A 26,295-nucleotide genomic window follows, 5' to 3' on the forward strand; every position below is an offset into this window, starting at 1 on the left:
TCCACGGTCAACGAGCGGGCAGGAAAGTCAGGTCCAGGCGCGCCGACCGGCCGCCGGTGAGGGTGGGCACGTGGGCGGCGTCCGGGGCCGGGACGGTGGCCGGGACGGTGGCCGGGGCGGTGGCCGGGGCCGGGACGGTGGCCGGGCCCGGGTCGATAACCGGTGCCGGGTCGCCCGGCCGGACCGCCCACAGCGTCGTACGGCGGTAGGACGGCGGAGCCAGCGGCTGCCGGGGGCGGGCGCGCAGCCCTGCGGCGTCGTCGCCCCGGCGCAGGATCAGATGCGCGTTGGTGCCGCCGAAGCCGAACGCGCTGACCGCGGCCCGCTCCAGCGGGGCACCGCCGGTGAAGTCCCGCAGCTCGGTGGCGGGGTAGAAGGGCGACTCGGGGAAGCCGAAGCGCGGGTTGGGGCGCACACAGTGCAGCGTCGGCGGGACCTGCTGATGGCGCAGGCTCAGTACGACCTTGAGCAGCCCGGCCACGCCCGCCGCGCTCAGGAGGTGCCCCATGTTCGTCTTCACGCTGCCCACGGCGCAGAACTGGCGGTCGGGGGTGTACTCGCGGAAGGCGGCGGTCAGGGCCTGGAGCTCGATCGGGTCGCCGATCATGGTGCCGGTGCCGTGTGCCTCCACATAGCCGACGGTGCGGGCGTCGATGCCGCCCCGGGTCAGCGCCTCCTGGATCAGCGCGCGCTGGGCACGGACGCTGGGGGTGGTGTGGCCCATGGTGCGGCCGTCGTTGTTGACCGCGCCGGATTCGATGACGGCCAGCACCCGGTCCCCGTCGCGCTCGGCGTCCGCCAGACGCTTCAGCAGCACCATCCCGGCGCCCTCGCCGGGGACGAACCCGTCGGCGCCCTCGTCGAACGTACGGCACCGCCCGCTCGGCGACAGCGCCCTGCCCTCGCTCAACAGCAGGTACATGTCCTCGTCCAGCAGCAGGTCCACGCCGCCGGCCAGCGCCAGCTCCGACTCCCCCAGGGCCAGGCTCTGGCAGGCGAGGTGCACGCCGACCAGTGAGGAGGAACAGGCGCTGTCCACGACCAGGTTGGGGCCCGCCAGGTCGAAGTGGTGGGAGAGGTGGGCCGCGATGAAGTTCTGGTTGACGCCGACGATGGCCTCACGGGGCAACGGCCGCAGGTACTCCCGGTAGTTGGCCGACCGGGAGCCGACGTACACGCCGACCCGGCGCCCCTTGAGCTCGTCCTCCCGGTAGCCCGCGTCCCGCAGGCACTCGGCGGTCACTTCCAGGGCCTTGCGCGCCAGCGGGTCCAGATAGCGCGCGGTGCGCTCGTCGAACCCGAAGTACGCCGGGTCGAAGTCGCCCGCGTCGTCGAGGAACCCGCCCCACTTGCTGATGCTCGTCCCCGGCTCCCCGTGCGGGGAGTACAGCGCGCCGGTGTCCCAGCGCGACGCCGGCACCTCCCGGACGCTGTCCCGCCCCTGGACGAGGGCCTGCCAGAAGGCATCGGGGCTCTCGGCGCCGGGGAAGCGGCAGGCGGTGCCGATCACGGCGATCGGCACCGGGCCGGCGGCGGCCGCGGGCCCGGCGTTCCGGCCCCCGGTCCCGGCCACCCCTCGCGTCTCCGCCTCCGTGCGCGTCTCCGACTCCGTGCGCGTCTCCGACTCCGTGCGCGTCTCCGCCTCCGTGCGCGTCGGCGCCGCCGTTCCCCCGGCCGCCGGAGCCTCGCCGAGCACGGCCCGCAGCGCCGGCCCCGAGCGTTCGGCCAGGGCCGCCGCCAGCTCCCCGATGGTGGGGTGCTCCTGGACCAGCGCCGGGTCCACGGCCGTCCCGAGCGCGCTCTCCAGCGCGCGTACGAGTTCCGCCAGCAGCAGGGAGTCCACGCCCAGTTCGGCGAACGAGGCGTCGGCGGACATCCGGGCCGGGTCCGTGCGGAGGGTCCGGGCGCACACCTCGGTCAGCCAGCCCACGACGGCCGCGGGCGCCGGCCCCCCGTCGGCAGCGCCGTCGGGCACCGCGGCCCGCACCGGGTCCGTCCCCGGCGCGACCGCGGGCACGGGATCGGGCTCGGGCCCGGGTGCCCGCAGCAGCTCCTCGGCCGGTACCCGTGACCGGTCGGCCTGGCAGGGCAGGAGCACCGGCCGCCCCTCCACCGCCAGGGCCCGGTCCAGCAGCGCCAGCGCGTCCGCCGCCGGCAGGGCCGGCAGCCCGAGCTCGCCGACGGCTTCGCCGCGGCCCCGGCCCAGCCCGGTGTCCTGCCACAGGGGCCACTGCAGCGCGCGCACCCGGCACCCGTCCCGGCCGTCGTGCAGAGTGGCGAAGTCGTCCAGGAAGGCGTTGGCCGCCGCGTAGTCGCCGTACGAGGCGCCCAGGCGGGGGATCGCGGCGGAGACCGACGAGAACAGCACCAGCAGGCGCGGCAGCCGGCCCCGCAGCGCCGCCCACAGGGTCCGCAGCCCGCGCACCTTGGGGTCGAGCACCCGCTGGACCTCGTCGGGCGACTTCGCCAGCAGGGAACGGCTGTCGTCCATCGCGCCCGCGCAGTGGAAGACGGCCGTGACCGCGCCGTGCCGCTGCCCGGTCCGGTCCAGGATCCGGGCCAGGGACGCGGCGTCGCGCAGTGCGTGGGTGCGGACCTCCACCGAGGCGCCGGCCGCGGTCAGCTCCAGCAGACCGGCCAGCCGCCGCCGCAGCCTGGGCTCGGTGGCCGGATCGGCCGCCAGGGCGGCCCACTTGGCGCGGGCGGGCAGCCGTCCGCGGCCGATGAGCAGCAGGTGGCGGGCGCCCCGGCGGTGCAGTTCGCGGGCCAGGTGCAGGCCGATCTCGCCGGTGCCGCCGGTGATCACGACGGTGCCGTCGGCCAGGCCGTCCAGCGGTCCGGCCCCGGTGGCGGCGGGGTGCTCACCGGTGGGCAGGAAGCGCAGGAGCGCGCGCTCGCGGCGGCCGGCGCGGTACCGGACCTGGGTCTCCCGGTCCGCGGCGGCCAGTTCGGCGGTCAGGACGGGGGCCAGGAGCTCGGGCCGGTCGGGGCCGAAGTCGACCTCGACGGTCCGGCTCCGTACGGTGCGGAATTCGCTGGAGAGCGTCCGGTACAGCCCCGCCGCCTCGTGGGGCAGCGGGCCCCGGCTCACCCGCAGGCAGGTCAGCGACGGCAGCCGGTGCCCGGCGAGGATCTCCTGGAGCAGCGCCAGCCGCCCGCGGAACGCCGTCGGGGACGGGGACGGTTCTTCCGTGCCCTGCGGCCACCAGTCGGTGAGGTCGACGAGGCCGGCGAGCCGTTCGCCCGCGGCCGGTCCGCCGTGCGCCGCCAGGGCCGTCGCCAGCGTTCCCGGCCGTCCGGTCAGCTCGGCGGCGGGGATCACGACCGTCCGCAGCGCACCGGCCGGCAGCGCCGTGGCGACGGACGCCGAGGCCTCGTTCACCAGGACGAGGCAGATGCCGTCGGCGGGCGCCTGGGCGTCCCCCGTCCGGCCACCCGCGTCCGGGTCCGCCGCGGTCCAGTCCCTGACCAGGAACTCCTGGGTGGGACCGGTGGCGATCCAGTGCTGGTCGCGCCGGAAGGGGTAGGTGGGCAGTGCCAGCCGCCGCGGCCGGGCGTGCGGACCGCGCAGCGCGGACCAGTCGACGGTACCGCCCGCCACCCAGTGCCGGGCGGTCGCGAGCGGACCGTCGCCGGGTGTCCCGGCGGCGTCCGGTCCCGGCTCCGCCGTGCCCCGCAGCACCGTGCCGTCCATGGGCTCGCCCGCGAGGAAACCGCGCAGCTTCGCGCGGAGTTCGTCCGTGGAGTCGGCCAGCACCGCCAGCCGCTCCGCCATCGCCGTCCGCCCGCTCTGCAGCGTATGGGCGACATCGGGCAGCGCGGCCGGCCGCTGTCCGCGCTCGTCCAGGAAGTGCAGCAGCCCGCGGACCACGTCCGCCAGGGCCTCGGCGGTACGGGCCGACAGCGGCACGACGCACGGCGCGGTCACCGGTCCCGGGGCCGACGGCTCCGCCCTGAACTCCTCCAGCACCACATGCGCGTTGGTGCCGCCCATCCCGAACGAGCTGACGCTTGCCCGGCGCGGCAGTTCGCGTCCTGCGGCGTCCGTGAACCGGGTCCACGGCGCCCGCTCGCGCTGGATCCGCAGCGGCGAACCGGCAAGCCGGATCATGGGGTTGACCTCGCCGACGTTGCGGGTGGCGGGCAGCTCCCCGTGCCGCATGGCCAGCATGACCTTGATCATTCCGGCCACTCCGGCGGCCGCTTCCAGGTGCCCGATGTTGCTCTTGAGCGAACCGAGCCCGCAGTACGCCTCGGGTGGCTCGGTGCGCCCGCGCTCGCGGAACATCTGCGCGAAGGCGTCGACGATCCCGGAGACCTCGATCGGGTCGCCCAGCACGGTGCCGGTGCCGTGCGCCTCGAAGTAGCCCACCGTCGCCGGGTCGGTGCCGGCCGCCGCGTACGCCTGCCGGATCAGGGCGGACTGCGCATCGGCGTTGGGCGCGGTCAACGACTGGGCCTGGCCGCCGTGGTTGACCGCCACGCCCTTGAGCACGGCGTGGACGGTGTCGCCGTCCGCGCGGGCCCGCGACAGCGGCTTGAGCACCAGCGCCGCCACCCCCTCCCCGCGGACGTAGCCGTTCGCGCCCGCGTCGAAGGTGCGGCACCGGCCGTCCGCGCTGAGCACCCCGGTCCTGGCGTACGCCCGGTGCTGTTCCGGATCGCAGATCACATTGACGCCGCCGACCAGCGCCTGCTCGCAGGAGCCGTCGCGCAGCGCCCGTACCGCCTGCTCCACCGCGACCAGCGAGGACGAGCACATGGTGTCGACGGCGACGCTGGGGCCGTGCAGCCCCAGGGCGAAGGAGACCCGGTTGGCGATGACGGAGGGCGAGGTGGCCACGCTGCGGTGCGGTTCGGGGGCCGGCAGGCAGGCGCGCAGCACCGCCGCGTAGTCGCTGTGGCACACCCCCGCGTACACGCCCGTACGGCTCCCGCGGAGCGCGCCGATGTCGTGCCCGGCGTGCTCGAAGGCCTCCCAGGCCACTTCGAGGAAGAGCCGCTGCTGGGGGTCCATCAGTTCCGCCTCGCGCGGCGAGATGCGGAAGAACCCGTGGTCGAAGCGGCGGACGTCGCGCAGGAAGCCGCCGCGCCGGACCACGTCGGCGGCCGGCCGGTCCGCCCCGTCCCGCGGCCGGTACCAGTCCCAGCGGTCGGCGGGGATCTCGCCGACCGTCTCCCGGCCCTCGGCAAGGACCTGCCACAGCTCGTCGACGGAGTCGGCGCCGGGGAACCGGCCCGCCATGCCCACCACGGCGATCTCGTCCTGGTCGCCCCGCCCCCGGGTCCGCCGCCGGGCGGGCCGCACCGGCGCGGGCTCCGCGGCCTCGCCCGCGACCACCCGTGCGATCTCGGTGAGGGTGAAGCTCTGGAACAGCCGGCTGGGGTCGGCCTCGACGCCCAGCCGCCCCGCGGCGTCGGCGAAGGAGGACAGCGCGAAGCTGTCCAGGCCGAGCGTGCGCAGGTCGGTGTCCGCGGCCAGGGCGTCCTCCGGGACCTGGAGGGCCTCGGCCATGACGGGCCGCAGCCGTTCGGCGAGCGCGGCGGCGGAGGCGCCAGGGGTACGGACGGCGGCGGCTGCCCTGCGCCCCGCGGCGTCCGGCACGGGGGCCAGCGCCTTCACCGTACGGATCCGGGCCAGCGGCGCACCGTCGCTCTCCCGCAGCAGGGTCGAGGCCAGGTGCGCCCGGTCGCCGTCGAACCGGCAGGAGTCCAGGCGGAAGCGCACCGCGTCGTCCGGTCCGCAGTTCCCCAGGTAGACCACATCGCGGGAGACCGTCGAGGCGGCGTGGGTCCAGTCCCGGCCGTGCAGCCGCTCCGGGCCCGCGTCCAGGGCGTGGACGTAGGCCCGTTCGCAGTGGTCGTTGATGTGCGGGTAGGAGGCGAAGTAGAGCAGGCCGGCGCCATTGACGTCGAGGTACGGGTTCAGCTCGTAGACCTGCTCGGACAGCCCGCCCCCGGCCGGCCCGCCGCCGGCCGCGGCGTCCTGCCGTACCGCGAGGAACTCCCGGTGGAAGCCGGCGGCCTCCTCGTCGGCCGGCGCCTCGGGCGCGCCCGGCGGCTCCTGCGGCACCACCGGCGTGAGCACGTTGTCCGCCGACCGTTTGGCGAAGACCGTCATCAGCCGTGCGGTCAGCTCCTTGTCGCCCGAGCGCAGCGCGAGATCACCGACGTAGGTGCGGGCGTCCACCCGGCCCAGCCGTCCGGTCAGCACGCAGTCGTCGCCCTCCCGGAAAGCGCTCAGCGGCTGTCGCGCGTCGATGCGTACGCGGACGAAAACGGGGAGCAGCCGTTCACCACCGGTATCCCGCAGTTCCGTCACCGGTATACCGAAATGTTCGCCGAGCAGCTCCCAGTGGAGGTCACCGAACTCTTTGCAGAGCCAGTTCTCGGAGAGCCCGCCCATTGCCATCTGCGGCAAAGCCAGACGCAGGCTCCTGGATCCCACGAATCCCCCTCGAAGAACCAACACCACTTGCTCATGGACACGACGGGCGGACCGTGGAACGGCCGGAAATCCCCGTCCTCGCCCTGCCGACGCATTCGACCAGACGTCCGCCCTTCCCGGAACCCCTAATCCCGGTTGCCGGACCGGGGCCGAATAGGGGCTGGGCAAACACGCTCTAAACTGCCAGGACCGGGCCGGTGAGCAGGGTCGCCGTCACCGGGCCGGGAGGCACCGGCAGACAGGCCGCCCCGATGAACCCCACCGCCGGCTCCAGGTGCAGCAGGCACCAGGGGCGCCGGGCCGGGAAGTGCGCGCCCCGGCCGAGCGCGACCGTCGGCACATCGAGGTCCACCGCCACCTGGAACGAGTCCAGCCCCACCGACATCCCCGTCCCGATGGCCTTGACGACCGCTTCCTTGCGGGTCCAGCAGCGGTAGAAGGCCGCGCGGCGCCGGTCCGCCGGCAGCGCCGCCAGGGCCCGCCGCTCGGCGGGGTGGAAGTAGTCGGCGACGCCGGTCTCCGGTGCGCCCGCGCGCACCGCCTCGACGTCGACGCCGACCGGCTCGGTGGCGACGCCGACCAGCGCCAGGCCCGGGCAGTGGGACAGGTTGAACTCCGGCCGCGGCGACGCCCCCGGGCCGTCGAGCCGCGGCTTGCCGTACGCGCCGGCGGTGAAGCGGAGCGCGTCCGGCGGCCGCGCGACGTACCAGGACAGCACCCGGCGCAGGAAGGCGTGGCTGATGACGTACCACTGCCGGTCGCGCGGGAAGACGAAGGCATCGGCCCGGCGCCGCTCCGCGTCGTCCAGCACCGCGTAGAGGTCCCGCGGATCGTCCGGCCACCGGTCGGTGCGCACCGCCCACAGGTGCAGTCCGCCCGGCGGCACGGTGCGGGCCGGCCGCCCCGCCGGCCCCGGTCCGGCCGTCCCCGTGACCGATCGCCGCACCGTCCAGGCGACCCCGGAGGACACCCTCGTGTTCATCCGCCGTCGTACCGCACTGTTACGGTCTCCCCGCCGCGCTGCCGCGCCTGCCGTACGCACGAGGACACGCGTACGTACCTGAAGCCAATGGAACCGGACGGTATTCGAGCAGAGGAAACCCTCGCGCGGAACCCCTATTCCGGCGCCGGTCTTCTAGGGGCCCGTTAAGGGTGTTCCGTCTTATCGGGGGTCACTTAGCCTGGGCGGCAATCGTCCGCGTTTTATCGGAGCCCCCGTGCGAGAAATCATCAGTGCCGTCCTGTCGGATGACGCCTCTTCCGAGGACTATGCCGCTCTGCCGGTCCCGGACTCGTATCGGGGTGCCTTCGTGCGCAAGGACGAGGCCGGTATGTTCGAGGGCCTGCCGAGCGCGGCCAAGGATCCCGCCAAGTCCCTGCACGTCGGCGAGGTGCCGACCCCCGAACTCGGGCCCGGCGAGGCCCTGATCGCCGTCATGGCCAGCGCGATCAACTACAACACCGTGTGGAGCTCGATCTTCGAGCCGCTGCCGACCTTCGGCTTCCTCGAGCGCTACGCCCGCACCGGCCCGCTCGCCGCCCGCCATGACCAGCCCTTCCACGTCGTCGGCTCGGACCTGTCCGGTGTGGTGCTGCGCACCGGCCCGGGCGTGGGGCGCTGGAAGCCGGGCGACCGGGTCGTCGCCCACTGCCTCTCGGTGGAACTGGAGTCCCCCGACGGCCACGACGACACCATGCTCGACCCCGAACAGCGCATCTGGGGCTACGAGACCAACTACGGCGGCCTGGCCGAACTCGCCCTGGTCAAGGCCAACCAGCTGATGCCCAAGCCGGCCCACCTCACCTGGGAGGAGGCCGCGAGCTCCGGCCTGGTCAACTCCACCGCCTACCGCCAGCTGGTCTCCCGCAACGGTGCGGGGATGAAGCAGGGCGATGTGGTGCTGATCTGGGGCGCGGGCGGCGGACTGGGCTCGTACGCGACCCAAATCGCCCTCAACGGCGGCGCCATACCCGTGTGCGTGGTCTCCAGCGAGCACAAGGCGGAGCTGGCCCGCGCCATGGGCGCCGAGCTGGTGATCGACCGGGCCGCCGAGGGCTTCCGCTTCTGGCGGGACGAGCAGACCCCTGACGCCCGCGAGTGGAAGCGGTTCGGCGCCAGGATCCGGGAGCTGACCGGCAGCGAGGACCCGGACATCGTGCTGGAGCACCCCGGCCGGGAGACCTTCGGCGCCAGCGTCTTCGTGGCGCGCCGCGGCGGCACCGTCGTCACCTGCGCCTCCACCTCCGGCTTCCAGCACCAGTACGACAACCGCTATCTGTGGATGGGGCTCAAGCGCGTCATCGGCAGCCACTTCGCCAACTACCGCGAGGCATGGCAGGCCAACCGCCTGGTGACCAAGGGAATGGTGCATCCCACGCTCTCCACGGTGCACCCGCTGTCCACGGTCGGCGAGGCGGCCCGCGAAGTGCACCTGAACCAGCACAGCGGCAAGGTCGGCATCCTCTGCCTGGCTCCCCGCGAAGGGCTCGGTGTCACGGCACCCGAGCTGCGGAGCCGCCACGAAAAGGCCATTAACCGCTTCCGTTCCTCCAACCTCCCGTAGCCGGAAAAAGCACCCGGAAACGCCCTTCCGGGAAGGGCGTTTTCTCGCCTCGCGAGAAAGCAATCACACCCCCGCCACCTGCAACGATGTCCTGATCGCCGTCATGAATTGGCGCACTCTTTTCGGTGCGCATCTTTGTTATCGTGCTCGCGCGGGCGCCGAGGGAACTGCCGTACGCACCTCCATGCTGCGCCCGCATGCCCGGCTGTCGACCGTGACCGCCGTACCACGACCCGGGCGACCGAGCGGCGAAACGGGGGAGCTCTGTGACAATCGACCGCGATGACGCACTCGTCGAACTCCGCACTGCGCTGACGGAGGCCACCGCCGGAACCGGCGGCCTCACCGTGCTCCGGGGCAGCGCGGCGACCGGCAAGACCGACCTGCTCCACACGCTCTCCGGACTGGCCGCCGAGCTCGGCTTCCAGACCCGGCACGCCATCGGCAGCCCCATGGAGCAGCCGTTCCCCTACGCCCTCCTGGAACAGCTCTTCCCCGAGGCGGGACCGGAGCCGTCCGGCACGCCCGGGTCCGTACCGCCGGACGTCCTGCGCCGGGTGTACGACGCGGCCCGCCACGCGGCCGCCCGGCAACCGCTGCTGCTCGCCGTCGACGACGTGCAGCACGCCGACGCCGCGTCCCTCCAGTGCCTGCTCTATCTGATCCGGCGGCTCCGCGGCGTCCCCATCGCCGTCGTCACCACCATGAACCCGTACACCGTCACGGGCCGCGCCCTCCTCGCGGAGCTGCAGTTCCTCCCCGGCGCCCGCTGCCTGCGTCTGGGCACCCTCACCCCCGCCGCCGTCACCCGTCTCCTCGCCACCGAACTGGGCCAGGAGAACGCCGGCCGGCTGACCCCCGACTACCTCGCCCTCAGCGGCGGCAACCCACTGCTGCTCCGCGAACTCCTGCGCGCCGCCACGCTCTCCGGCGCCGACGGCCCGCAACGGCCCGTGGTCACCGACGACTTCCTGCGGGCCGCGCTGTCCTGCGCCCACCGCGGCGGTGCGGACACCCGGCAGGTGGCCCACGCCCTCGCACTGCTCGACACCGGCGCCTCCGCGGAGCTGGTCAGCCGCCTGGCCGACCGCTCACCCGCCGCCACCTCGCAGGCCATGGACGCGCTGACCGAATCGGGCCTGCTGAGCGACGGCCGCTTCCGCCACCCCGCGCTGCGCACCGCCGTCCTCGCCGACATCCCCGCCGACACCCACACCGAACTCCGGTGCCGCGCAGCCGAGTTGCTCTACGCCAACGGCGCACCGCCCACCCTGGTCGCCACCCACCTCCTGGAGGGCGGCCCGATCGGCGAGGCCTGGGAGGCACCCCTGCTGCGGCTGGCCTCGCACCAGTTCCTCGCCGACGGGCTCAGCACCCGGGCCGCCCAGTGCCGGGAGCTCGCCAGCCGCTGCACCACCAACGAGAAGCAGTCCCTCGCCGACCAGGCCGCCGCCGCCGGCATCACCTGGCGCACCGACCCCAACGCCACCGTCCCGCACCTCCAGTCGCTGGTCTCCGCGGGCGCCGACGGCGCACTCCCGCTCCGCAACACCCTCCAGCTGATCCGCGCCCTCCTGTGGAACGGCCTGGAGGACTCCGCGGTCGCGGTCTCCGCCGGCCTGACGGCGCCCGAACAGCGCCCGGACGCCACCGGCCGGCTGCTGTCCACCTGGCTGCGGCTGACCACCACCTACCCCGACGCACTCGCCCGGATGACCGGCGCCCTGAACTCCGCACCCCCGGCCGCCGTGCCCCCGGCCGCCGACCCCGTCATCCCCGACCTCTCCGCGGGCCGCGCCCTCCACGCCGCACTCACCGACGGCACGGAGGAGGACGTGATCGCCGACGCGGAACAGGTCCTGCAGTACCTGCGCCTGGGTGAGGACTCCCTGGAGCTTCCGCTCTCCGCCCTGCACGCCCTGATCTACCTCGACCGGCTGGAGCTGGCCGACTCCTGGTGCGACCGCCTGCTGGCCCACTCCGCCAAGCAGACGGCCCCCGCCTGGGACGCCCTGCTGATCTCCACCAAAGCCATGATCTCGCTCCGTACCGGCAACCTCCCGGCCGCCCGGGACCAGGCCGACGAGTCGATGTCCCGGATACCGCTGCCCGGCTGGGGCGTCGGCCTCGCCCTCCCGCTCGCCACCCTCATCGAGGCGCATACCGCCCTCGGCGACCACGAGACGGCCGGCGAGCTGCTCGCCCAGCCGCTCCCGGACACCGCTGCGCACACCCGCTTCGGCGTACACCACGAGTTCGCCCGCGCCCAGCACCACCTGGCGATCGGGCAGAACCAGGCCGCACTGGCCTGCTTCCTGGCCATCGGCGAGCGGGTACGGAACTGGCAGCTGGACTCCCCCGGCCTGGTGCCCTGGCGCACCGGCGCGGCCGAGGCCTGGCTGCGGCTGGACAAGCCCGCACGCGCGGTCCAGCTCGCCAACGAGCAGCTCGCCCTGGCCGACTCCCGGCTGCCGCGCGCCAGGGGCACCGCCCTGCGCATCCTGTCGGCCACCCGCGCCCCGTCCCAGCGGCCGCGCCTGCTGGCCCGCGCCATGGAGGCGTTCCAGTCCGCCGGCGACCGGTACGGCATGACCCGGACCCTGGCCGACCTGGGACAGGCCCAGCAACAGCTCGGCAACGGCAGCGAGGCCCGGCAGACCGTCCGCCGCGCCTGGCGCCTGGCCCAGGAGTGCGGCGCCGAGAAGCTGCTGCGCACCGTCCTGCCGCCGCTCTCCGGCGACCTGGCCGTCCCGCGGACCACCGAGACGGTCTCGGCCGCCGAGCCGCTCAGCGAGGCCGAACGACGGGTCGCGGCGGTGGCCGCCCAGGGGTACACCAACCGGGAGATCGCGGCGCGGCTGTTCATCACGGTGAGCACCGTCGAGCAGCATCTGACCCGTATCTACCGCAAGTTCGGCATCAAACACCGCCACCAGCTGCCCGCCAGCCTGGGCTTCGACACCGCCGGCGCCGCCTGACCGGCGGATGCGCCGGACCCCGTCACTCCTCCCCGGCGACCACGGGCAGCAGCACATCCGAGACCACGTTGGCCACCGACGAACGGTAGTCGTCGAGGTAGAAGTGCCCCCCGGGATACACATGCATCTCGAAGTCGCCGCTGGTGTGCTCGCGCCAGGTCCGGGCCTCCTCCAGTCCGGCCTCGGGGTCGGCGTCGCCGACCAGGACCGTGACCGGGCAGCGCACCCGCGCACCGGGTTCGCACCGGTAGGAGCCGGCCACCGCGTAGTCCGCCCGGATCACCGGGAGGAAGATCCGCAGCAGGTCCGCGTCCTCCAGGATGCGCGCGTCCGTCCCGCTGAGCCGCTTCATCTCCGCCACCACGTCGTCGTCCGACGCGGTCCGCAGCGGCTCCTCCTGCCGTACGCACGACGGCGCCCGCCGCCCTGAGGCGAACAGCGCCACCGGCGGCGCGCCGTGCTCGCGCTCCAGCAGCCGGGTCAGCTCAAAGGCCACCGCGGCCCCCATACTGTGCCCGAAGACCGCGACCGGACGGTCCAGCCGCCCCTTCAGCGCGCCGGCCACGGACCGCGCGAGCTCGTCGACGCTGCGCGCCGGCGCCTCCCAGCGGCGGTCCTGACGACCCGGGTACTGCACCGCCAGCACCTCCACCGACGGCGCCAGCGCCTCCGACATCCGGAAGTACGCGCTGGCCGAGCCGCCCGCATGCGGCAGGCACACCAGTTGCACCGCACTGTCCGGCGCGGGGTGGAAACGCCGGATCCACAGGTCATGGTCGTCGGGGCGGGTCGTCACAGTTCCTTCCAATCCTTCGGCCGGGCCACCGCGCGTCGAGGGGCGGCATGCGTCCACATATCCACCGCAGCCTGACGCCCGCACGTCCGCCGGGAAAACCCCTATCGACGGCACACCTGCCGCGCACCACCCCTACGCTCACCACCCCGCACCGGCCGCACCGGGGCAGCAAAAAGGCGGGCCCGCACATCTCGCGATGTGCGGGCCCGCCCGATCCGCCTATGGTTCCCGCCCGACGGCGGGACGGATCAGTTCACCAATTACTTGACGATCTTGGTGACCTGGCCGGCGCCGACGGTACGGCCACCCTCACGGATGGTGAACCGCAGGCCCTCCTCCATGGCGACCGGCTGGATCAGCTGGACGTCCATGGTGGCGTTGTCGCCCGGCATGACCATCTCGACACCCTCCTTGAGGGTGACGACGCCGGTCACGTCAGTCGTACGGAAGTAGAACTGCGGACGGTAGTTGTTGAAGAACGGGGTGTGGCGGCCACCCTCGTCCTTCGACAGGATGTAGGCCGTGGCCTCGAACTCGGTGTGCGGGGTGACCGAACCCGGCTTGATGATGCACTGGCCGCGCTCGACGTCCTCGCGCTTGATGCCGCGGAGCAGCAGACCGACGTTCTCACCGGCCTGGCCCTCGTCGAGCAGCTTGCGGAACATCTCGATACCGGTGACCGTGGTGGAGGTCTTCTCGGTCTTGATGCCGATGATGTCGACGCTCTCGTTGACCTTGAGGACACCGCGCTCGATACGGCCGGTGACGACGGTGCCACGACCGGTGATCGTGAAGACGTCCTCGATCGGCATCAGGAACGGCTGGTCGACGTCGCGCTTCGGCTCCGGGACGTTCTCGTCCACGGCCTTCATCAGGTCCTGGACGGACTTGACCCACTGCTCGTCGCCCTCGAGGGCCTTGAGCGCGGAGACCTTGACGACCGGCAGGTCGTCGCCCGGGAACTCGTACTCGTTCAGGAGCTCACGGACCTCGAGCTCGACGAGCTCCATGATCTCCTCGTCGTCCACCATGTCGGCCTTGTTCAGGGCGACAACGATGTACGGAACGCCGGACTGGCGGGCCAGGAGCACGTGCTCCTTGGTCTGCGGCATCGGGCCGTCGGTCGCGGCGACCACCAGGATCGCGCCGTCCATCTGGGCGGCACCGGTGATCATGTTCTTGATGTAGTCCGCGTGACCGGGGCAGTCGACGTGGGCGTAGTGACGGTTGTCCGTCTGGTACTCCACGTGCGCGATGGAGATGGTGATACCGCGCTGACGCTCTTCCGGCGCCTTGTCAATGTCCTCGAACGGCGTGAACGGGTTCAGGTCCGGGAACTGGTCGTGCAGCACCTTGGTGATCGCCGCGGTAAGGGTCGTCTTACCGTGGTCGACGTGACCGATGGTGCCGATGTTGACGTGCGGCTTAGTCCGCTCGAACTTCGCCTTCGCCACTGGGGTCCTCCTGAAGAGTGGTTCTGTACGCCTTACTCATCGGCGCCAGGTGATCTTTGCTGGGGTGCCGGCCGACGGGGCAATCCTCACGGTTTGCCGGGGATTGCCCCGTCAGACGGTGTCAAGCCTAAAGCGTGTTGCGTTCCGGCTCCTACGAGACCGGCCTTACTCGCCCTTGGCCTTCGCGATGATCTCCTCGGCGACGTTCCGCGGAACCTCGGCGTAGGAGTCGAACTGCATCGAGTAGCTCGCGCGACCCGACGTCTTGCTGCGGAGGTCTCCGACGTAGCCGAACATCTCCGAGAGCGGAACCAGGCCCGTCACGAGCTTGGCGCCGGCGCGGTCCTCCATGGACTGGATCTGACCACGACGAGAGTTGATGTCGCCGATCACATCGCCCATGTAGTCCTCGGGCGTGGTGACCTCGACCTTCATCATCGGCTCGAGCAGGGCCGGGGAGGCCTTGCGGGCGGCCTCCTTGAAGGCCATCGAACCGGCGATCTTGAACGCCATTTCCGAGGAGTCGACCTCGTGGTAGGCGCCGTCGAGCAGGACGACCTTGACACCGGTCAGCGGGTAACCGGCGAGCACGCCGAACTCCATGGCCTCCTGGCAGCCCGCGTCCACGGACGGGATGTACTCCCGCGGGATACGGCCACCGGTGACCTTGTTCTCGAACTCGTACCCGTCGCCCTCGAGCGGCTCCAGCGCGATCTGCACCTTCGCGAACTGACCGGAACCACCGGTCTGCTTCTTGTGGGTGTAGTCGTAGCGCTCGACCGACTTGCGCAGCGTCTCGCGGTAGGCCACCTGCGGCTTACCGACGTTCGCCTCGACCCGGAACTCACGCTTCATACGGTCGACCAGCACGTCGAGGTGCAGCTCGCCCATACCCGCGATGATGGTCTGGCCGGTCTCCTCGTCGGTGTGCACCTGGAACGAGGGGTCCTCTTCGGCGAGACGCTGGATGGCGACACCCAGCTTCTCCTGGTCGCCCTTCGACTTGGGCTCGATGGCGACCTGGATGACCGGGGCCGGGAACTCCATCGACTCCAGGATCACCGGCTTCGCGGCGTCGCAGAGGGTCTCACCGGTGGTGGTCTGCTTCAGACCCATGACGGCGACGATGTCACCGGCACCCACCGAGTCGATCTCCTCACGCTTGTTCGCGTGCATCCGGTAGATCTTGCCGATGCGCTCCTTCTTGCCCTTCACCGAGTTCTGCACCTGCGAGCCGGCGTCGAGGCGGCCCGAGTAGACACGGATGAAGGTGAGCTTGCCCAGGTGGGGGTCGCTCGCGATCTTGAACGCCAGGGCGGAGAGCGGCTCGTCCTCGGACGGCTTGCGCTTGACGATCTCCTCCGGGTCGTTGACCGCGTGGCCCTCGATGGCCTCGACGTCCAGCGGGGAGGGGAGGTAGCGCACGACCGCGTCGAGCAGGGGCTGGACGCCCTTGTTCTTGAACGCGGTACCGCAGAACACCGGGGTGACCGTGGTGTTCTCGGACTTGCCGGCGGCGATGGTGATACGACGGATCGCGGCGTACAGCTGCTCCACGGTGGGCTCCTGGCCCTCCAGGTACAGCTCCATGATCTCTTCGTCGTTCTCGGCCACGGTCTCGAGGAGCTTGCCGCGCCATTCGTCGGCGGCCTCGATGTGCGTGTCCGGGATGTCGACGGTGTCGTACATCTCGCCCTTGGCGGCCTCGGCCGACCAGACCAGGGCCTTCATCTGCACGAGGTCGACGACGCCCTTGAAGTCCGCCTCGGTGCCGATCGGCAGCTGCATGACGATCGGCACCGCGCCCAGGCGGTCCACGATCATGTCCACACAGCGGTGGAACTCGGCACCCGTACGGTCGAGCTTGTTGACGAAGCAGATCCGCGGAACGCCGTAGCGGTCCGCCTGACGCCAAACGGTCTCGGACTGGGGCTCGACACCGGCGACGCCGTCGAACACCGTCACCGCACCGTCGAGCACGCGCAGCGAACGCTCCACCTCGACGGTGAAGTCGACGTGGCCCGGGGTGTCGATGATGTTGATGGTGTTGTCGACGTTGTCCAGCGGCCAGTGGCAGGTCGTCGCGGCAGACGTGATCGTGATGCCGCGCTCCTGCTCCTGCTCCATCCAGTCCATCGTGGCAGCGCCGTCGTGGACCTCACCGATCTTGTAGGAGACACCGGTGTAGAACAGGATCCGCTCGGTGGTGGTCGTCTTGCCCGCGTCGATGTGGGCCATGATCCCGATGTTGCGGACCTTGGCCAGGTCAAGCGAAGTGGTAGCCATAGTGGCTCAATCTTCTCTCGGTCTCGATGGGGGTTGCGACTACCAGCGGTAGTGCGCGAAGGCCTTGTTGGACTCGGCCATCTTGTGCGTGTCCTCGCGCTTCTTGACCGAAGCGCCGAGGCCGTTGGAGGCGTCGAGCAGTTCGTTCATCAGGCGCTCGGTCATGGTCTTCTCGCGGCGGGCGCGGGAGTAACCCACGAGCCAGCGGAGCGAGAGGGTGGCCGCACGGCCGGGCTTGACCTCGACCGGGACCTGGTAGGTCGCGCCACCGACACGGCGGGACTTGACCTCAAGGGTCGGCTTGATGTTCTCGAGCGCGCGCTTCAGCGTGATGACCGGGTCGTTGCCGGTCTTCTCACGCAGACCCTCCATGGCGCCGTAAACGATGCGCTCAGCGGTGGAGCGCTTGCCGTTCAGCAGAACCTTGTTGATGAGGGAGGTCACCAGAGGAGAGCCGTAGACCGGGTCGATGATGACCGGGCGCTTCGGGGCGGGGCCCTTACGAGGCATTCTTACTTCTCCTTCTTGGCGCCGTAGCGGCTGCGAGCCTGCTTGCGGTTCTTGACGCCCTGCGTGTCGAGGGAGCCGCGGATGATCTTGTACCGAACACCCGGCAGGTCCTTCACACGGCCGCCACGCACGAGCACGATCGAGTGCTCCTGGAGGTTGTGGCCCTCACCCGGAATGTAAGCGGTGACCTCGATCCCGCTGGTCAGACGCACACGCGCGACCTTACGCAGGGCCGAGTTCGGCTTCTTCGGGGTGGTGGTGAAGACACGCGTGCAGACGCCACGGCGCTGGGGGGAACCCTCGAGCGCGGGCGTCTTGTTCTTCTCGACCTTGTCCTGCCGGCCCTTACGGACCAGCTGCTGGATCGTAGGCACTACTTCTCCGGTTTCTGTGTGCCAGTCACGGTAAAGCTAACCTGGAACGCCCCCGACCCACGCGGTCGGGTGTGTCGAATACTGCAGTCCCATGCCTCGCTGGAACGAGAACGGTGGCAGATTGCGGTGTCAAAACCCGGCTTCCGTGCTCTTGGGCCCTCCCGGCCTCAGCGGCGGGAGTTTGCGCGCACGGCAGCCCAGGGACACCCCAGGCACAAGGTCAGAGCGTACCTACCGCATGGGCTGCGGTCAAAACAAATGCACACGCGAAGGACACGCCGGACTCGTCACGGCGTTGCGGCCACCGTAGTGCGAACCGCCGCCGCACGGAAGAAGGCGCGGGCGCCCCCGCGGAGGGTCAGACGCTGGCCACCAGGATGAGCATCCACATCAGGATGATCAACGACCAGCCGCCGATCGACAGCCACCCCAGGATCAGCCCGGTGAGGGCCTGGCCGTCGCCGTCCTCACCCGTGCGGCGGATCTCGGCCCGCGCCTTGTGCCCGAGGATGACGGCCGGAACGCCGGTCAGCCCGCCCGTCACCAGCGTCAGGATCCCGCAGATCATCGAGTTGGTCGCCGTGCTGTTCGTCCGCACCGGCGGCGGCATCGGCAGGAACGTGGCCGGCACCGCCGGGCGCTGCGGCACGAACTGGGCCTGCGGCACCGGTCCCACCGGAAGATCCGCGATCAGCATCTGAAGCTCGGCATGGGTCTGCGCCTTGTACGCCCGGGCGAGCCGCTGCTCGTACTCCGGCTGCTGCAGCCGCCCCTCCGCGAACCCCGCCTTGAGCACATCGACCGCCCGCTCACGATCGGCGTGCGAGGCACGCATGGCAGGCGCCTGGTGCGACGGCTGAATCGGCTGCTGCCCACCCTGCCACGGCTGGAATGCCATGTCGCGAACCTCCCCCCGCTCGACAGTTGAGGCCCATCCTCTCATCACAGACGCACAGAGGGGAGCACAAGTTCCCCGTGCGCCCCGGCCGGCTGGCCCTGATGTGGCCCCTCCCCTGGCCCTGACCTGCCCCCTACGCCGCAGGGCGGCCACCCCGTAAGGAGTGACCGCCCTGTTGCTGCCGTACGGACCGGACGTGCCGGCCCGAACAGGCTTACTGGTTGTACGGACCGTAGTCGTAGTCCTCCAGCGGGACCGCCTGGCCGGAGCCGGTGCCGAAGGGCGAGTAGTCGATGTCGTCGTAACCGACGGCCGAGTACATCGCGGCCTTGGCCTCCTCGGTGGGCTCGACCCGGATGTTGCGGTAGCGGGACAGACCCGTACCGGCCGGGATGAGCTTACCGATGATGACGTTCTCCTTGAGGCCGATCAGGGAGTCCGACTTGGCGTTGATCGCCGCGTCGGTCAGGACCCTGGTCGTCTCCTGGAAGGACGCCGCCGACAGCCAGGACTCGGTGGCCAGCGAAGCCTTGGTGATACCCATCAGCTGCGGACGGCCGGAGGCCGGGTGGCCGCCTTCCGCCACCACGCGACGGTTCTCGCCCTCGAACTTCGTGCGCTCCACGAGCTCGCCCGGCAGCAGCTCCGCGTCGCCGGACTCGATGATCGTCACCCGGCGCAGCATCTGCCGGATAATGATCTCGATGTGCTTGTCGTGGATCGCCACGCCCTGGCTGTTGTAGACCTTCTGGACCTCGCCGACCAGGTGGACCTGGACGGCGCGCTGGCCGAGGATCCGCAGCACGTCGTGCGGGTTGATCGCACCCACCGTCAGCGGCTGGCCGACCTGGACGTGATCGCCCTCGCCCACCAGGAGACGGGCGCGCTTGGAGACGCCGTAGGCCGTCTCGTCGCTGCCGTCGTCCGGCGTGACGATGACCTTCTTGGTCTTCTCGGTCTCCTCGATCCGGACGCGGCCGGCCGCCTCGGAGATCGGGGCGACACCCTTGGGCGTACGGGCCTCGAAGAGCTCGACGACACGCGGCAGACCCAGGGTGATGTCGTCACCGGCCACACCACCGGTGTGGAAGGTACGCATCGTCAGCTGGGTACCGGGCTCACCGATGGACTGGGCGGCGATGATGCCGACCGCCTCACCGATGTCGACCAGCTTGCCGGTGGCCAGCGAACGGCCGTAGCAGAAGGCGCAGGTGCCGACCGCGGACTCACAGGTCAGGACCGAGCGGGTCTTGACCTCCTCCACGCCGTGCGCGATCAGCTGGTCGATGAGCACGTCACCGAGGTCGACGTTCGCCGAGGCGACGACCTTGCCGTCGACGACGACGTCCTCGGCCAGCATGCGGGCGTAGACGCTGGACTCGACGTCGTCCGCCTTGCGCAGCACGCCGTCCGCGCCCTTCGACCCGATCCGCAGCTTGAGGCCGCGCTCGGTGCCGCAGTCCTCCTCGCGGATGATGACGTCCTGGGAGACGTCGACCAGACGACGGGTGAGGTAACCGGAGTCGGCGGTACGCAGAGCGGTGTCCGCCAGACCCTTACGGGCACCGTGCGTGGAGATGAAGTACTCCAGCACGGACAGGCCCTCGCGGAACGAGGCCTTGATGGGACGCGGGATGGTCTCGTTCTTCGCGTTCGACACCAGACCACGCATACCGGCGATCTGCCGCATCTGCATCATGTTTCCTCGGGCACCCGAGTCAACCATCATGAAGATGGGGTTGGTCTTGGGGAAGTTGTCGTTCATCGCCTCGGCGACCTCGTTGGTCGCCTTGGTCCAGATGTTGATCAGTTCCTGAGTGCGCTCGTCCTTGGTGATCAGACCGCGCTCGTACTGCTTCTGGACCTTCTCGTCCTGGGCCTCGTAGCCCGCGACGATCTCCTTCTTCGCGTCCGGGACGACGATGTCCGACACCGCGACGGTGACACCGGAACGGGTCGCCCAGTAGAAGCCGGCCGCCTTCAGGTTGTCGAGCGTCGCCGCCACGATGACCTTCGGGTAGCGCTCGGCCAGGTCGTTGACGATCTGGGAGAGCTGCTTCTTGCCGACCGAGTAGTCGACGAAGGGGTAGTCCTCGGGCAGCAGCTCGTTGAAGAGCGCGCGGCCCAGGGTCGTCCGCAGGCGGAAGCTGTCACCCTGCTGCCACTCGGGCTCACCCTCCTCCGGCGCCGGCGGGGTCCAGCCGCGGGGCGGAACCGTACCGATCGGGAAGCGGATGTCGACCTTCGCCTGGAGCGAGAGCTCCTTGGCGTCGAACGCCATGATCGCCTCGGCGACCGAGGAGAACGACCGGCCCTCGCCCTTGACCTCGCGCTCCTCCTCGTCCGTGGTGAGGAAGAAGAGGCCGAGCACCATGTCCTGGGTCGGCATGGTGACCGGACGGCCGTCGGCCGGCTTGAGGATGTTGTTCGAGGACAGCATCAGGATGCGGGCCTCGGCCTGCGCCTCCGCGGACAGCGGGAGGTGGACGGCCATCTGGTCACCGTCGAAGTCCGCGTTGAACGCGGTGCAGACGAGCGGGTGGATCTGAATGGCCTTGCCCTCGACCAGCTGCGGCTCGAAGGCCTGGATGCCGAGGCGGTGCAGGGTGGGAGCACGGTTCAGCAGAACCGGGTGCTCGGCGATGACCTCTTCGAGGACGTCGTAGACGACCGTACGGCCGCGCTCCACCATGCGCTTGGCGCTCTTGATGTTCTGCGCGTGGTTCAGGTCCACCAGGCGCTTCATCACGAACGGCTTGAACAGCTCCAGCGCCATGGCCTTGGGCAGACCGCACTGGTGCAGCTTGAGCTGCGGGCCGACGACGATGACGGAACGCGCCGAGTAGTCGACTCGCTTACCGAGCAGGTTCTGACGGAAGCGGCCCTGCTTGCCCTTCAGCATGTCGCTGAGGGACTTCAGCGGACGGTTGCCGGGGCCCGTCACCGGGCGGCCGCGGCGGCCGTTGTCGAAGAGGGCGTCAACCGCCTCCTGAAGCATGCGCTTCTCGTTGTTGACGATGATCTCGGGCGCGCCGAGGTCGAGCAGCCGCTTCAGACGGTTGTTGCGGTTGATCACACGGCGGTACAGGTCGTTCAGGTCGGAGGTCGCGAAGCGGCCACCGTCCAGCTGCACCATCGGACGCAGGTCCGGCGGGATCACCGGGATGCAGTCCAGCACCATGCCCTTGGGGCTGTTGCGGGTCTGCAGGAAGGCGGAGACGACCTTGAGGCGCTTGAGCGCACGGGTCTTCTTCTGGCCCTTGCCGGTCCGGATGATCTCGCGGAGGCGCTCGGCCTCCTCCTCGAGGTCGAAGGTCTCCAGGCGCTTCTGCAGCGCGGCGGCGCCCATGGAACCGTCGAAGTACGTGCCGAAGCGGTCACGCAGCTCGCGGTAGAGCAGCTCGTCGCCCTCCAGGTCCTGGACCTTGAGGCTCTTGAAGCGGTTCCAGACCTCGTCGAGACGGTCGACCTCGCGCTGCGCACGGTCGCGCAGCTGCTTCATCTCGCGCTCGGCACCCTCGCGCACCTTGCGGCGCACATCGGCCTTGGCGCCCTCGGCCTCCAGCTCGGCCAGGTCGGTCTCGAGCTTCTTGGCGCGGGCCTCCAGGTCGGAGTCGCGGCGCTGCTCGATCTGCTGGCGCTCGACGGAGACGTGCGCCTCCAGCGAGGGCAGGTCGCGGGTGCGGCGCTCCTCGTCCACGTACGTGATCATGTACGCGGCGAAGTAGATGACCTTCTCAAGGTCCTTGGGCGCCAGGTCCAGCAGGTAGCCCAGCCGGCTCGGGACGCCCTTGAAGTACCAGATGTGGGTAACAGGAGCGGCCAGCTCGATGTGGCCCATCCGCTCACGGCGCACCTTGGCGCGAGTGACCTCGACGCCGCAGCGCTCGCAGATGATGCCCTTGAAGCGGACGCGCTTGTACTTACCGCAGTAGCACTCCCAGTCCCGGGTCGGACCGAAGATCTTCTCGCAGAAGAGTCCGTCCTTTTCGGGCTTGAGGGTGCGGTAGTTGATGGTCTCCGGCTTCTTGACCTCACCGTGGGACCACTGACGGATGTCGTCAGCGGTGGCGAGGCCGATCCGCAGCTCGTCGAAGAAGTTGACGTCGAGCACTATGCGTCAATCCCTCTCAGGGTCGTGTCTCAATGGTCTGTCGGGGTCCGGGGCGGGGCCGGGAGCTCCTGGGGCAGAAGCTCCCGGCCAGACCCGTCAGACCTCTTCGACGCTGCTCGGCTCGCGCCGGGACAGGTCGATGCCGAGCTCCTCCGCAGCGCGGAAGACGTCCTCGTCGGTGTCGCGCATCTCGATGGACATGCCGTCCGAGGACAGCACCTCCACGTTGAGGCACAGGGACTGCATCTCCTTGATGAGCACCTTGAAGGACTCGGGGATGCCGGGCTCGGGGATGTTCTCGCCCTTGACGATGGCCTCGTAGACCTTCACGCGGCCGGTGACGTCGTCGGACTTGATCGTCAGCAGCTCCTGGAGGGCGTATGCGGCGCCGTAAGCCTCCAGCGCCCACACCTCCATCTCACCGAAGCGCTGACCACCGAACTGAGCCTTACCACCCAGCGGCTGCTGGGTGATCATCGAGTACGGACCGGTCGAGCGGGCGTGCAGCTTGTCGTCGACCAGGTGGTGCAGCTTGAGGATGTACATGTACCCGACGGAGATCGGGTCCGGGAACGGCTCACCCGAGCGGCCGTCGAAGAGCTGGGCCTTGCCGGAGCTCTTGACCATCCGCTCGCCGTCGCGGTTGGGGAGCGTCGAGTCGAACAGACCCGCCAGCTCGTCCTCGCGCGCGCCGTCGAAGACCGGGGTGGCGACGTTGGTGCGCGGCGCGACGTCGTCGGCGCCGATCGCCTGCAGCCGCTGCTGCCAGTCCTCGGAGCCCTCGACCTTCCAGCCCTGGCTGGCGAGCCAGCCGAGGTGGATCTCCAGGACCTGTCCCGGGTTCATTCGGGACGGGACACCCAGCGGGTTGAGGATGATGTCGACCGGGGTGCCGTCCTCCAGGAACGGCATGTCCTCGACCGGCAGGATCTTCGAGATGACGCCCTTGTTGCCGTGGCGGCCGGCGAGCTTGTCACCGTCGGTGATCTTGCGCTTCTGCGCGACGTAGACGCGGACCAGCTGGTTCACGCCCGGGGGCAGCTCGTCGCCCTCCTCGCGGTCGAAGACGCGGACGCCGATGACCTTGCCGATCTCACCGTGCGGCACCTTCAGCGAGGTGTCGCGCACCTCGCGTGCCTTCTCACCGAAGATCGCGCGGAGCAGACGCTCCTCGGGGGTCAGCTCGGTCTCACCCTTGGGCGTGACCTTGCCGACGAGGATGTCACCGGCCACGACCTCGGCACCGATGCGGATGATGCCGCGCTCGTCGAGGTCGGAGAGGACCTCCTCGGAGACGTTCGGGATGTCCCGGGTGATCTCCTCGGGGCCGAGCTTGGTGTCACGGGCGTCGACCTCGTGCTCCTCGATGTGGATCGAGGACAGGACGTCGTCCTGGACGAGGCGCTGCGACAGGATGATCGCGTCCTCGTAGTTGTGGCCCTCCCACGGCATGAACGCCACGAGCAGGTTCTTGCCGAGCGCCATCTCGCCTTCGTCCGTGGACGGACCGTCGGCGAGGACCTGGCCCTCGACGACCCGCGCGCCCTCGTCCACGACGACCTTCTGGTTGAAGGAGGTGCCCTGGTTGGAGCGGGTGAACTTGGCGACGCGGTACGTGGTGTACGTGCCGTCGTCGTTGGCGACGGTGATGTAGTCCGCGGAGACCTCCTGGACCACACCGTTCTTCTCGGCCTTGATGACGTCACCGGCGTCGACCGCGCAGCGGTACTCCATGCCGGTGCCGACCAGCGGCGACTCCGCCTTGATCAGCGGCACGGCCTGGCGCATCATGTTCGATCCCATGAGCGCGCGGTTGGCGTCGTCGTGCTCGAGGAACGGGATCATGGCGGTCGCCGCCGACACCATCTGGCGCGGCGAGACGTCCATGTAGTCCACCTCGTCGGCGGGGACGAGGTCGACCTCGCCGCCACGCCGGCGGACCAGCACACGCTGCTCGGCGAACCGCATGTCGTCGGTCGTCTTGGCGTTCGCCTGGGCGATGAGGAAGCGGTCCTCCTCATCGGCCGTGAGGTAGTCCACGTCCTCGGTGATCTGACCGTCGACGACCTTGCGGTACGGGGTCTCGATGAAGCCGAAGACGTTGACCCGGCCGTACGAGGCCAGCGAGCCGATCAGACCGATGTTCGGGCCTTCGGGGGTCTCGATCGGGCACATGCGGCCGTAGTGCGACGGGTGCACGTCACGGACGTCCAGGCCGGCCCGCTCACGGGAGAGACCACCCGGGCCCAGCGCCGACAGACGGCGCTTGTGGGTCAGACCCGACAGCGGGTTGGTCTGGTCCATGAACTGGGACAGCTGGCTGGTGCCGAAGAACTCCTTGATGGAGGCGACGACCGGCCGGATGTTGATCAGGGTCTGCGGCGTGATCGCCTCGACGTCCTGGGTGGTCATGCGCTCACGCACGACGCGCTCCATACGGGCGAGACCCGTACGGACCTGGTTCTGGATGAGCTCGCCGACGTTGCGCAGACGACGGTTGCCGAAGTGGTCGATGTCGTCGGTCTCGACGACGATCATCTGGCCGTTGCCACCGGTCGTCTCGGTCTCCCCGGCGTGCAGCTGCACCAGGTACTTGATCGTGGCGATGATGTCTTCGGTGGTCAGCACGCCGGCGTCGAGCGGCTCGTCGCCGCCGAGCTTCTTGTTGACCTTGTAGCGGCCGACCTTGGCGAGGTCGTAGCGCTTGGGGTTGAAGTAGAGGTTCTCCAGCAGCGTCTGCGCGGCCTCACGGGTCGGCGGCTCGCCCGGACGCAGCTTGCGGTAGATGTCGAGCAGCGCGTCGTCCTGGCCCTGGGTGTGGTCCTTCTCCAGGGTGGCGCGCATGGACTCGTAGTCGCCGAACTCCTCGAGGATCTGGTCGTTGGTCCAACCCAGAGCCTTGAGCAGCACGGTCACGGACTGCTTGCGCTTACGGTCGATACGCACACCGACCATGTCGCGCTTGTCGATCTCCATCTCCAGCCAGGCACCCCGGGACGGGATGATCTTGGCGGAGAAGATGTCCTTGTCGGACGTCTTGTCGATGGAGCTGTCGAAGTAGACACCCGGCGAGCGGACCAGCTGCGACACCACGACACGCTCGGTGCCGTTGATGACGAACGTGCCCTTGTTGGTCATGAGCGGGAAGTCGCCCATGAAGACCGTCTGGGACTTGATCTCGCCGGTCTCGTTGTTGGTGAACTCCGCCGTGACGAAGAGCGGGGCGGCGTACGTGAAGTCGCGCTCCTTGCACTCGTCGATGGAGTTCTTCGGAGGCTCGAAGCGGTGGTCGCGGAACGTCAGCGACATCGACCCGGAGAAGTCCTCGATCGGGGAGATCTCTTCGAAGATCTCTTCCAGACCGGACTTGGTGGGGACTTCCTGCCCACTCTCCAGCGCAGCCTCGACGCGACCCTTCCATGCGGCATTGCCGAGCAGCCAGTCGAAGCTTTCGGTCTGCAGCGCAAGGAGGTTCGGAACCCCGAGGGGCTCCTTGATCTTCGCAAAAGAGATGCGCAGCGGGGCGGTGCTGTCGCCGTTGTTCGTATTGGCAGTCGAGGCGTTGCGCGAGGCGGCCAAGAGGGGGTCCTTCCGAGGGCTCGGACTCACTACGCGCGTACCGGTCCCGAATCGAGCAGACTGAGGGAAAGCCCAGGTCAGGGCGGATCAATCAGCTTTGCTCGGGCTCGGGTATGCCCCTGGTGACGGGCAGGGAGCAGCTAACAGGCAGCGCAAAGGGTCAGTGTAGCCACAAGGCCCACTGATGTCCAGAGCGAGTTTCCGGAGACCGGTTCAGCACCGTGATACCGATCTTCTCCCTCCGGGAAGCCATCTCCTCCACTGCGGAGGATCCCCTCGTTTGTTCTTCTCAAT

General features: G+C 70.1%; 12 protein-coding genes. 2 read left to right on the top strand and 10 right to left on the bottom strand.

Going from position 1 to position 26,295, the window contains the following annotated elements; genetic code table 11:
- Positions 1–7: 7 nt before the first annotated feature.
- Together AZE13_RS14090 and AZE13_RS14095 are read right to left on the bottom strand one after the other, a co-directional pair.
- Entirely contained in the window at positions 8–6,421 is a 6,414-nt protein-coding gene (locus tag AZE13_RS14090; RefSeq protein WP_309302189.1) for a beta-ketoacyl synthase N-terminal-like domain-containing protein, read from the bottom strand.
- Positions 6,422–6,623: 202 nt separating this feature from the next.
- Positions 6,624–7,430: a 4'-phosphopantetheinyl transferase family protein gene (locus tag AZE13_RS14095; protein ID WP_107288340.1), complete on the bottom strand. Its 807-nt coding sequence runs from the start codon at positions 7,428–7,430 to the stop codon at positions 6,624–6,626.
- A gap of 235 nt (positions 7,431–7,665) precedes the next feature.
- On the opposite strand from AZE13_RS14095, the gene ccrA reads away from it, so the two are divergent.
- Entirely contained in the window at positions 7,666–9,012 is a 1,347-nt protein-coding gene (ccrA, locus tag AZE13_RS14100) for a crotonyl-CoA carboxylase/reductase (RefSeq protein WP_066930901.1), read from the top strand.
- Between the two features lie 266 nt (positions 9,013–9,278).
- Positions 9,279–11,990: a helix-turn-helix transcriptional regulator gene (locus tag AZE13_RS14105; RefSeq protein WP_258527788.1), complete on the top strand. Its 2,712-nt coding sequence runs from the start codon at positions 9,279–9,281 to the stop codon at positions 11,988–11,990.
- Positions 11,991–12,012: 22 nt separating this feature from the next.
- Here the strand turns inward: AZE13_RS14105 and AZE13_RS14110 are convergent, their stop codons facing one another.
- The 8 genes from AZE13_RS14110 to rpoB all read right to left on the bottom strand — a co-directional run bounded on the left by AZE13_RS14110 (position 12,013) and on the right by rpoB (position 26,001).
- A complete protein-coding gene (locus tag AZE13_RS14110) occupies positions 12,013–12,786 on the bottom strand; it encodes a thioesterase II family protein (RefSeq protein WP_066930903.1) in 774 nt (257 codons plus the stop codon).
- A gap of 260 nt (positions 12,787–13,046) precedes the next feature.
- A complete protein-coding gene (gene tuf, locus AZE13_RS14115) occupies positions 13,047–14,240 on the bottom strand; it encodes an elongation factor Tu (RefSeq protein WP_066930905.1) in 1,194 nt (397 codons plus the stop codon).
- Between the two features lie 165 nt (positions 14,241–14,405).
- Complete coding sequence (gene fusA / locus AZE13_RS14120) at positions 14,406–16,526, bottom strand: elongation factor G (RefSeq protein ID WP_066930907.1); 2,121 nt, start codon at positions 16,524–16,526, stop codon at positions 14,406–14,408.
- A 39-nt stretch (positions 16,527–16,565) separates the two neighbouring features.
- Positions 16,566–17,036, bottom strand: coding sequence for a 30S ribosomal protein S7 (rpsG, locus tag AZE13_RS14125; RefSeq protein WP_004571813.1), 471 nt, complete (start codon positions 17,034–17,036; stop codon positions 16,566–16,568).
- Between the two features lie 2 nt (positions 17,037–17,038).
- The gene (gene rpsL, locus AZE13_RS14130) at positions 17,039–17,410 is read right to left on the bottom strand and encodes a 30S ribosomal protein S12 (protein ID WP_003948652.1); all 372 of its coding nucleotides are present in this window, start codon (positions 17,408–17,410) and stop codon (positions 17,039–17,041) included.
- A gap of 358 nt (positions 17,411–17,768) precedes the next feature.
- Positions 17,769–18,245, bottom strand: a complete 477-nt coding sequence (locus AZE13_RS14135) for a DUF1707 and DUF4190 domain-containing protein (protein ID WP_066930909.1) — start codon at positions 18,243–18,245, stop codon at positions 17,769–17,771.
- Positions 18,246–18,522: 277 nt separating this feature from the next.
- Positions 18,523–22,422 carry a DNA-directed RNA polymerase subunit beta' gene (locus AZE13_RS14140; protein WP_066930911.1) on the bottom strand — a complete coding sequence of 1,300 codons (3,900 nt, stop codon included), beginning with the start codon at positions 22,420–22,422 and terminating at the stop codon, positions 18,523–18,525.
- 96 nt (positions 22,423–22,518) lie between these two features.
- Entirely contained in the window at positions 22,519–26,001 is a 3,483-nt protein-coding gene (gene rpoB / locus AZE13_RS14145) for a DNA-directed RNA polymerase subunit beta (protein WP_066930913.1), read from the bottom strand.
- Positions 26,002–26,295 lie beyond the last annotated feature (294 nt).

The sequence above is a fragment of the Streptomyces sp. NBRC 110611 genome (assembly GCF_001590865.1).
Taxonomy (GTDB): Bacteria; Actinomycetota; Actinomycetes; order Streptomycetales; family Streptomycetaceae; genus Streptomyces.

Bases quoted from the DNA above. Each gene is read 5' to 3' on its own strand.
- AZE13_RS14095 (WP_107288340.1), bottom strand. From the start codon at position 7,430: ATGAACACGAGGGTGTCCTCCGGGGTCGCCTGGACGGTGCGGCGATCG.
- fusA (WP_066930907.1), bottom strand. From the start codon at position 16,526: ATGGCTACCACTTCGCTTGACCTGGCCAAGGTCCGCAACATCGGGATC.
- rpsG (WP_004571813.1), bottom strand. From the start codon at position 17,036: ATGCCTCGTAAGGGCCCCGCCCCGAAGCGCCCGGTCATCATCGACCCG.
- AZE13_RS14135 (WP_066930909.1), bottom strand. From the start codon at position 18,245: ATGCGTGCCTCGCACGCCGATCGTGAGCGGGCGGTCGATGTGCTCAAG.